At 49.2% G+C, this 732-nt stretch carries 2 rRNA genes; both read right to left on the bottom strand.

Annotated features, from left to right (window positions below):
• Positions 1–112 (bottom strand): 23S ribosomal RNA (locus J3A84_RS15240); the annotation flags it as partial.
• A gap of 208 nt (positions 113–320) precedes the next feature.
• Positions 321–732 (bottom strand): 16S ribosomal RNA (locus tag J3A84_RS15235); the annotation flags it as partial.

Below are 732 nucleotides of genomic sequence, written 5' to 3'. Positions count from 1 at the left end.
GATCTCGGGTTCACAGACTATGTGCGTCTACCCCGAGCTTATCGCAGCTTATCACGACCTTCTTCGACTCCTGATGCCAAGGCATTCGCCATGCACTCTTTATAGCTTAATCTTTTAAGTTACTCTTCTTTCAATCTTACAATTGAAATGGTTTTTTCTTTACTTTCTCTCATATGCAGTTTTCAAAGAACAGTGAAAGACACGTTCCATCCGTCCGGATAGGAGTTCTCTCAAAATTAAACAGAATCAGGATTTACCAAAGTGTTTGAAAGCTTGCGCTTTCTGTGTCCAGAAGGATTAACTTCTGGTCGACTCCCTAGAAAGGAGGTGATCCAGCCGCAGGTTCTCCTACGGCTACCTTGTTACGACTTCACCCCAATCGCTGACCCTACCTTCGGCCGCTGGCTCCGTAAACGGTTGCCCCACGGACTTCGGGTATTGCCAACTCTCATGGTGTGACGGGCGGTGTGTACAAGGCCCGGGAACGTATTCACCGCGACATGCTGATTCGCGATTACTAGCAACTCCGGCTTCATGCAGGCGAGTTTCAGCCTGCAATCCGAACTGGGATGAGTTTTGTGAGATTGGCTCCACCTCGCGGTCTTGCGTCTCTTTGTTCTCACCATTGTAGCACGTGTGTAGCCCTAGACATAAGGGGCATGATGATTTGACGTCATCCCCACCTTCCTCCCGGTTAACCCGGGCAGTCTCTTTAGAGTGCTCAACTGAATG

Origin of the sequence: Proteiniclasticum aestuarii (genome assembly GCF_017368455.1) — a bacterium.
GTDB lineage: Bacteria > Bacillota > Clostridia > Clostridiales > Clostridiaceae > Proteiniclasticum > Proteiniclasticum aestuarii.
This window is presented reverse-complemented; position numbering and strand designations above follow the sequence as displayed.